This is a genomic window from Streptomyces sp. NPDC048106 (assembly GCF_040706415.1).
GTDB lineage: Bacteria > Actinomycetota > Actinomycetes > Streptomycetales > Streptomycetaceae > Streptomyces.
Genome location: NZ_JBEZND010000052.1, coordinates 59,731 through 67,552 on the forward strand (window position 1 = coordinate 59,731; position 7,822 = coordinate 67,552).

Consider the following 7,822-nt stretch of genomic DNA (forward strand, 5'->3'; position numbering starts at 1 on the left):
GCCGGTTGCCGGCGAGCGGTCGACGGCTATTCTGTCGCTAGAACGATCTATCAAGTGACATGAGCGGGCGCCGGCCAACCGGTTCGGAGGCACGGATATGCCGGAGATCGAGCTCAGTGCGGGGACCATCGACTACGAGGACACCGCGGGCGACGGCCCCGTCCTCCTCCTGGTCCACGGCCTCGGTTTCGACGAGTCGGTCTGGGCCGAGGTGACGCGGGCGCTGCGCCCGGACTTCCGGGTCCTGGTCCCGGTGCTCCCGGTCGGCAGCCACCGCCGCCCGATGCGCCCGGACGCCGACCTCTCCGCGCACGGCGTCGCCCGTCTCCTCGCCGAGTTCATGGACCGTCTCGACCTGCGCGACGTCACCGTCGTGCAGAACGACACCGGCACCGCCCAACTCCTCGTCGGCGTCAGAGACGAGCGCATCGCCCGGCTCGTCCTCACCTCCTGCGAGGCCCTGGACAACTACCCGCCCGGCACGCAGGGCCGCACCCTCCACGCGGCGAGCAGGATTCCCGGCGGGCTCTTCCTCCTCGTCCAGGCCTTCCGCTTTCCGTTCCTGGCCCGGATGCAGACCTCGCTCGGCGGCATGGCCAAGCGCCCGCTGCCGAAAGAGCTGATCGCCCGCTGGTACACGCCCTTGCTGACGAATCGTCATATCCGGCGTGACTTCGCCAAGTTCCTGCGCTCCACCCGCAAGGACTGCTATCTGGAGGCGGCCGGCCACCTTCCCTCCTTCACCCGCCCCGCCCTTGTCGCCTGGGGCGCCGAGGACCGGATGATGCCGCCGGAGACCGGCCGCCGCCTGGCCGGGCTGCTCCCGGACTCCCGCTACGTGGAGATCCCCGACGCCCGCACCCTGGTCCCACTGGACAATCCCGAGGGCCTCGTCGACGAGATCCGCCGCTTCGTCGAGGACAACCCCCTGCCGGGAGAGGGCGGCAGGGGGTGACCCACTCCCCTCAGCCCTGGTGCGTCAGATACAGCCGGGTGCCGCCGGGCCGGAAGCCGACGCGTTCGTACACCCGGCGCGAGCCCTCGCCCGAGTACTCCAGCCACACGGTCCGGGCGCCCCGGGCGAACAGCGTCCCGGCCAGGGTCGCGGTGACCGCCGCGGCGATGCCCCGGCCCCGGTAGGCGGGCAGCGTGCCGACGCCCGCCAGCTCCGCCGTGCCTTCGGCGGGGGCCGAGCACAGGGCGCCGCCCGCACAGCCGCCGTCCTCGGCGCGGACGAAGCGGACCGCCCCGCCGCCCTCCTCGGTGCGCCGCAACCGGGCCGCGCCCTCCGGGGACGGGGCCCACGCACCGTCGAACGCCTCGGCGAGCGCCGTGTCGAGCGCGGTGTAGTCCTCGTCCGAGCGCGGCGCCTCCACCCGGAGACGGGGCCGGGCCCCCGGCTCCGGCGAGGCATCCGGGACGGTGAGCGTCGCGGGCGTGCAGACCAGGTACTCGTGCACCGCCTCCGTCGCGAACCCGGCCCGCCGGAGCGCCGGTTCGACCCGTGGGGCGGCGTCCGGCGCGAACTCCAGCCGGGGCGTGAGGCCGCGCGTGCGGAACGCGTCGATCAGGTCCGCCACCTCCGCGTCGGTGGGCTCGGCGCCGGGGACGGGGGTGGCGTAGTTGACGTACGGGCTCGTCGTGGCCGGATCGAATCCCACGACGAAGCCGCCCACTCGGCAGGCCGCCGGGCGGCGCAGGAGATGGGCGACGGCAAAGCTCTGGACATCGGTGTACACGCTGAGAAGTCCTCACGGTGAAAGCGGTGATGCGTACGAGTGGTCACCTCGGTGAGCGAGGTGGCGGTGTGCGGGACACCGCGTCGTCGGGCCGCCGTGAGGAGAGCGTGGGAACGCGAGCGCGCTGCCGCGGGGGCAGGGGGCTCAGTTCCGACGGCGGCCGCTGCGGGACGCCGTAACCATGGACTTCAGTCCTTCAGGGAGAAGTGAGAGTGACAAGGCCGCTCGGTTCGAGCTGAACGGATCTTGCCATCGCCGGGTGGGGATGGCAAGACCTGGGACTCCTTGTGGTCGGCCCCAAGTCCTCCTGCCCTGACGGTATTTCCGCACACACTCTGCATGGGCATTTCAAGAACTTCGGTCGGCGATGTTGACTGGGCGATCAGCCGCCCGCACATTACCTAGCGGTAGAACTCGCTGGTAGTACCGCAACTCCCCGCTCCACGGCCGTCGTTGTGCGCGCCCCGCCCGCCCCCGGCAGCCGGAGCCACCCCCTGCCCCGCACCAGTCGCGTAGAAGAGGGAGCACCCCACTCATGCCCACCCCTGCCCTGCGCCGTGTCGCCGCCGCGGTGTCCGCACTCGCCGGCACGCTGGCCCTCGGCCTCACCGCCGCCCCCGCCCATGCCGCGACTCCCCTCGACTACGCCGCCCTCGGCGACAGTTACAGCGCGGGCTCGGGCGTGACGCCGATCGACACCAGCAATCTGCTCTGCCTGCGTTCGACCGTGAACTACCCGCACGTCATCGCGCAGGCCACCGGCGCCTCGCTGACCGACGTCACCTGCGGCGGCGCCGAGACCAAGGACTTCACCGAGTCCCAGTACTCGGGCGTGGCACCGCAGTTGGACGCCGTCAACGCGAACACCGACCTGGTGACGCTGACCATCGGCGGCAACGACAACAGCACCTTCCTGAACGCCATCGTCGACTGCGGCACCGCGGGCCTCGGCACCGTGGGCTTCGGCCACCCCTGCAAGGACAAGTACGGGACGTCCTTCGACGACGCGATCGACGCGAACACCTACCCCGCGCTGAAGAGCGCCCTGACCACGCTTCGGGCCAAGGCGCCCAACGCGCGTGTGGCGGTGCTGGGTTACCCCTGGATCGTGCCCACCAGCTTCGACGCCTCCTGCTTCGTCAAGCTGCCGATCGCCTCCGGTGACATCCCCTACCTGCGCGCCCTGCAGGCCCACCTCAACTCCGTCGTCCAGCGCGCCGCCCAGGAGACCGGGGCCACGTTCGTGGACTTCTCGCAGGCGTCCGACGGACACGACGCGTGCCAGGCCGCGGGCACCCGGTGGATCGAGCCGCTGCTGTTCGGCTCGAACATCGTGCCCGTCCACCCCAACGCGCTCGGCGAGCAGCGCATGGCCGAGCGCACCATGAGCGTCATGGGCCTCGGCTGACGAACACCCGCGCGGCACGAGCCGCCGGATCACCGCGCCGTCGCCGCGAGGGCCGACCGGCGCGGGATCCGGCGCGCACCCCGGCCTCGCGTCCTTCACCTCAACAGCCCCCACTCTCCTGCGGGTTCCCGCGGTCACACTCGGGAAATAACGGTCACGCCCCGGCTGCCACGGCCGGGGCGCGGCCCTAGGCTAGTGAGGGGAACATGACGGTCCTGCAAGAGGCCACGGTGTCGTTCCACACCAACGACGAGAACAAGGACCACGACACCAACATCACGATCGAGGTCCGTGACAACAGGGGCGGGATGACGGCCCGCGTCTCGAACACCTTCGGCCCGTTCAACGACCACACGAACACCGGCCCCTACAACATCCCGGTCCTCAACCACACCGGCAAGGACGAGCTCCGCGGCGGGACCGTCCTGCTCCGGGTGGACCCGGTGGGTGACGACACATGGCGGTTCAACTTCAACGTCGACCTTCTCTTCGATGACGGATCACACCTGACCTCCTCGGCCGACGGGCTGGAGGTCAACGAGGAGTCCGAGCAGCAGCAGACCTTCGGGATCAACTGAGGTCGTCGGCCGGTCGCAGGACGGTCGGGCGGCCCTCCGGTCCGGCCGGCCAGGCCGGCGGGAGGGCCGTCTCGCCGCGCACCCGCGCCGGTCCTACCTGACCGGACGCAGGAACGAACTCCAGCCGCCCGGCGGCTTCTCGCCGACCTCCAGGGTGCGCAGCCGTGCCAGGATCGCCGGCTCCTGGGCGTCGAGCCAGTCCACGAACTGCCGGAAGGACACCAGCCGCACCTCCGGCCGCCCGGCGATCTGCCGCAGCGCCTCCTCGACCGCGTCCATGTAGATGCCGCCGTTCCACTGCTCGAAGTGGTTGCCGATGAACAGCGGCGCGCGGTTCGTCTCGTAGGCCCGGTCGAACCCCGCCATGTACGCCTGCGAGGTCTGGGCGCGCCAGTAGGGGTAGTTGTACGACGGCGCCCGCGTGGCGTTCACGGACTGGTTGGCCAGCATGTTCCAGTCCATGGACAGCACCTCGAAGCCGCGCCCGGGGAACGGGATGCCCTGCAACGGCAGATCCCACAGGCCGCCCCGCTTGCGCGGCCAGCGCTGCACCCCGCCCGGCGACGAGGCGTCGTACCGCCAGCCCAGTGCCCGCGCGGCCGGCAGCAGGTTCTCCTGGCCGAGCAGACAGGGCGTGCGGCCGCCGACGAGTTCCTTGTCGTAGTCGAAGGGGAGCGGCGGCTCGTCGCGCCAACCGGTGTTCGTCCGCCAGGACTTGACGAAGGACCGGGCCTGTTCGATCTCCGAGTGCCACTGCGCCGGGGTCCAGTCGGCCACCGAGCCCGATCCCTCGCAGAAGTGCCCGTTGAAGTGGGTGCCGATCTCGTGCCCGTCGAGCCATGCCTGGCGCACGTACTTCAGGGTCTGCCGGATGTGCTCGTCGGTGAGATAGCCGATGTCCGAGGCGCCGACCGGGTTGTTCGGCGGCCGGTACAGCCGCTTCTTGTCCTCCGGCAGCAGATAGAGGCCGGACAGGAAGAAGGTCATCCGGGCGTCGTGTTCGCGGGCCAGTTCCAGGAAGCGCGGGAAGAGCCCGGTGCCGAGTTCGCCCGCGCCGTCCCAGGAGAACACCACGAACTGCGGCGGGGTCTCGCCCGGTTCGAGCGGGGCGGGCGCGTCCGGCTGGTTCGGCTGCCGGCCGGTGTACGAGGTGGAGCCGTCACCGATGAGCCGGGGCGCCTGCCGCTGCCCGCCGGGTCCGGCCGAACCGGAGTGCCCCCCGCCGCCGCATCCGGTCAGCGCGGTGGCGGCCGCGCCGAGGCCGGCGCCGAGGCCCAGGCGCGCCACGCTCCGGCGGCTGATTCCACTCGTCGCCACGCCAACGCCTCCTCGACCGGGACCTTCGATCCGTCCGACATCCCGCACGATAAGGAAGATAAGAATACGAACAGCGACATTTGGTGCGGCGTGGTGCGTAAAAGGGTGTCCACATTCGGCCAATCTGTGGCCGCCCGACCCCCGGAGGTGTGACCACCCGCCCGTCCGCTCCGGTCATCGCGCCGTCCGGCATGCGGACGGCCGGCACCGCCCGTCAGCAGCCCGGACGGCACATCGGGCCGATGCCGTGGCCGCTCGCGTCGGCGTCGAGTCGAACCGGAACACCGATGACAGGAAAATGACCGAATTCAATTACATGAAAGGCTAGTTGTGTTCGTCCGGGATTATCCGACGACTGATCAAGGGAAGCTTCCGGGAGCCACCGACACGTGATCTTCATGGTCTCGCACCGGACGACACGCGTCACCCGCCCACCCCGATAGGAGGTGCAGTGATGAAGCTTCTCTTCGCCATTCGCAACAAGGTCGCGGCCAGCAAGAGCCTGAAGGCGAACGCCTGGTACCTCTGGTACTGACGGCGCACCGCTGTACCGCACCGCGCTTGACATCGTTGTCCGGCCGTGCTCCTCACGGGGCGGGCCGGGCAGCGCTGTCCCGCCGCGGCATGCCCCCCCTCGGCCGCCCCTCCCGGCCCGTCCTCGCCCCCGTCGTCGCCTCCGGAGCGTCCGCCATGCCGCCGTCGCCGTCATCCACAGCGCGTACGCGCACCACCGTGCTCGCCCCGCGGCTCGCCGCGCTCATCCGCGACCACCTGGGCCAGGACGTCTTCCGGCTGGAACCCGACACCATCGGCGTCGCCGGACCCGAGGTCGCCGACCGCATCCTCGCCGCGCGCCGCGCGACCGAGGTCGAACGCCCCACCTTCAAGCCGCTGCAAGGGCGCTCCATCAGCCGCTCCGAGGCCTCCCAGGTCACCCGCACCATAGGCAACGACGTCCGCGAGGCCCTCGCCGGGCCCGTGCCCGAGGACGTCGACCTCACCGGCTCCTGGCCGCTGACCGGCCACCTCTTCCTGCGCGACCTCATCCTCGGCCGAGACCCCCGGCGGCTGCGGATGCTGATGAGCCGCACCCTGGAACTCACCCCCAAGCTCACCTGGTCGGTGATCGCGGTCGGCGCCGCGCTGCCCGGCCGGCCCCGCCCCGGCGACCGGCTCACCGCCCTCGGCGAGCGGACCGCACACGCGCGGGGCTACCACGACCGCCGCTACGCCATGGGCATGTACCGCAGGGCGGCCGCCCCGGTCTGCTTCACCGTCTCCACCCTGGTCGCCAACGCGCTCTGGCTGGGCGCGCCCTTCGCCGAGGGCACCCCGAACCGGAACATCGTCTACGAGTCCCTGCGCCTGCTGCCGCCCTCCTGGAACCTGCTGCGCAACGCCTCGCCCGAGTACCCGGCCATCGACGACCGGATCGGCGCCCGGGACGACGTCCTGCTGCTGCCCCTGCTCTCCCACCGCGACCCGGCCCTGTGGGACGAGCCCGACGCCTTCCGCCCCGAACGCTGGGACCACCTGGACCCCGAGGCCACCCCCGGCTACCTGCCCTTCGGCCATTCCTCGGAGCGCTGCTGGGGCCGGCACATGGTCATGCCGCTGGCCGAACTGCTGCTCGACCGGATCCGCGAAGCCGGGCTCGTGGTCGACCCCGCCCAGCGGGTCGCCAAGGTGCCCCTCCTCGGGCTGCTCGGCGTGGACGACGTACGGCTCGTACGTCCCAGCTGACCCCCGGCGCGCTCAGGTCGAGGCCTCCTTCTCGGCCGGCACCCGGACCACCGTGATCTGCTGCACGGCCCGGCTGAGCACCAGCACGCCCGCCACGATCATGAGCGCGCCGCCCGCCTCCGGCACCAGCCACCAGCCCGTGCGGATCCGCTCGTGGAACAGGGCGATGCCGAGGGCCAGGCTGACCACCGCGTCACCGATGGTCAGCGCGGGCTGGGCGGCGGCCAGCGGGCCCGCCTGGAGCGAGTTCTCCAGGAGCAGTACGGCGGCCACCCCGGCGAGCGCGAAGCCGTATGTCTGCCATGACCGCAGGAACGCCGTGAAGCCCTGGTCGGCGAACGTGCCCGATGCCGACTTCAGCAGCGCCGCGGTCAGCGCGTTGCCGATGGCGGAGGCGGCGGCCAGCAGCGCGGCGCGCCGGGCCGCCGGTCGCCCGGGGGCGGCGAGGAGCACGGCGGCGGCCATGGCGCCGACGCACAGGCACAGCGCCGGGATCCACCGGGTCAGCGGGGCCTCGTCGAGCGCTCCGTGCGGCGCGGCCGCGACCAGCAGCACGGCGAGCCCCGCCACACAGCCCGCGACGCCCCACCAGCCCGAGCCGGGCAGTCGCCGGTGCATCAGCGGGGCGGCGACCAGCAGCGCGAAGGGCAGCTCCAGGATGAACAGCGGCTGGACCAGCGCCAGCGGTCCGTTGACCAGGGCCAGGCTCTGGAAGAGGGCGGCGCCGATCACACCGGCCATGCCGGCCATCCAGAACGGCCGGCGCACCAGCTCGGCGAGCAGCCGGATGCCGCCACGGCTGCTCGCGGAGGCGGCCTTGCGCTGGAACGCGGTGCCGACGGCGTTGCTCGCCGCCCCGGCGACGGCGAACGCCGCGGCCAGTTCGATCACGGCGGTCTCTCCTGCCTGCGGTGATGTCTTCCCGAGGAGCCTTCCTCAGCCTACGGAAGACCACCGCGCGGCGCGTGCCGAACTCGTGCGCCTCGTCAAGCAGTTGATCCAGGGCCGGACCGGGCGTGGGGGAGAGGGGGACGGGG

At 71.8% G+C, this 7,822-nt stretch carries 8 protein-coding genes; 5 read left to right on the forward strand and 3 right to left on the reverse strand.

What is annotated here, in order from left to right; genetic code table 11:
• The first annotated feature begins 97 nt into the window (after positions 1-97).
• Positions 98-955, forward strand: a complete 858-nt coding sequence (locus tag AB0927_RS35825; RefSeq protein WP_366672011.1) for an alpha/beta hydrolase — start codon at positions 98-100, stop codon at positions 953-955.
• Between the two features lie 10 nt (positions 956-965).
• Here AB0927_RS35825 and AB0927_RS35830 read toward each other — a convergent pair whose 3' ends face one another.
• The gene (locus AB0927_RS35830) at positions 966-1,739 is read right to left on the reverse strand and encodes a GNAT family N-acetyltransferase (protein ID WP_366672012.1); all 774 of its coding nucleotides are present in this window, start codon (positions 1,737-1,739) and stop codon (positions 966-968) included.
• 535 nt (positions 1,740-2,274) lie between these two features.
• On the opposite strand from AB0927_RS35830, the gene AB0927_RS35835 reads away from it, so the two are divergent.
• Together AB0927_RS35835 and AB0927_RS35840 are read left to right on the forward strand one after the other, a co-directional pair.
• Positions 2,275-3,147, forward strand: coding sequence for an SGNH/GDSL hydrolase family protein (locus tag AB0927_RS35835; protein ID WP_366672013.1), 873 nt, complete (start codon positions 2,275-2,277; stop codon positions 3,145-3,147).
• Between the two features lie 206 nt (positions 3,148-3,353).
• On the forward strand, positions 3,354-3,725 hold the full coding sequence (locus tag AB0927_RS35840) for a hypothetical protein (RefSeq protein ID WP_366672014.1): 372 nt from the start codon (positions 3,354-3,356) through the stop codon (positions 3,723-3,725).
• A 93-nt stretch (positions 3,726-3,818) separates the two neighbouring features.
• Here the strand turns inward: AB0927_RS35840 and AB0927_RS35845 are convergent, their stop codons facing one another.
• Positions 3,819-5,042 (reverse strand): hypothetical protein, encoded by a 1,224-nt coding sequence (locus AB0927_RS35845; RefSeq protein WP_366672015.1) that lies wholly within the window; start codon positions 5,040-5,042, stop codon positions 3,819-3,821.
• Positions 5,043-5,496: 454 nt separating this feature from the next.
• Between AB0927_RS35845 and AB0927_RS35850 the strand changes: the two genes are divergently transcribed.
• Both AB0927_RS35850 and AB0927_RS35855 read left to right on the forward strand, forming a co-directional pair.
• Positions 5,497-5,577 carry a tryptorubin family RiPP precursor gene (locus AB0927_RS35850; protein WP_359070958.1) on the forward strand — a complete coding sequence of 27 codons (81 nt, stop codon included), beginning with the start codon at positions 5,497-5,499 and terminating at the stop codon, positions 5,575-5,577.
• 155 nt (positions 5,578-5,732) lie between these two features.
• Complete coding sequence (locus AB0927_RS35855; RefSeq protein WP_366672019.1) at positions 5,733-6,785, forward strand: cytochrome P450; 1,053 nt, start codon at positions 5,733-5,735, stop codon at positions 6,783-6,785.
• Between the two features lie 12 nt (positions 6,786-6,797).
• On the opposite strand, the gene AB0927_RS35860 is transcribed toward AB0927_RS35855, so the two are convergent.
• Positions 6,798-7,676 (reverse strand): DMT family transporter, encoded by an 879-nt coding sequence (locus AB0927_RS35860; protein WP_366672016.1) that lies wholly within the window; start codon positions 7,674-7,676, stop codon positions 6,798-6,800.
• Positions 7,677-7,822: the final 146 nt, after the last annotated feature.

Coding starts and splice junctions, on each gene's coding strand:
- AB0927_RS35825 (WP_366672011.1), top strand. CDS start 98: ATGCCGGAGATCGAGCTCAGTGCGGGGACCATCGACTACGAGGACACC.
- AB0927_RS35835 (WP_366672013.1), top strand. CDS start 2,275: ATGCCCACCCCTGCCCTGCGCCGTGTCGCCGCCGCGGTGTCCGCACTC.
- AB0927_RS35840 (WP_366672014.1), top strand. CDS start 3,354: ATGACGGTCCTGCAAGAGGCCACGGTGTCGTTCCACACCAACGACGAG.
- AB0927_RS35850 (WP_359070958.1), top strand. CDS start 5,497: ATGAAGCTTCTCTTCGCCATTCGCAACAAGGTCGCGGCCAGCAAGAGC.
- AB0927_RS35855 (WP_366672019.1), top strand. CDS start 5,733: ATGCCGCCGTCGCCGTCATCCACAGCGCGTACGCGCACCACCGTGCTC.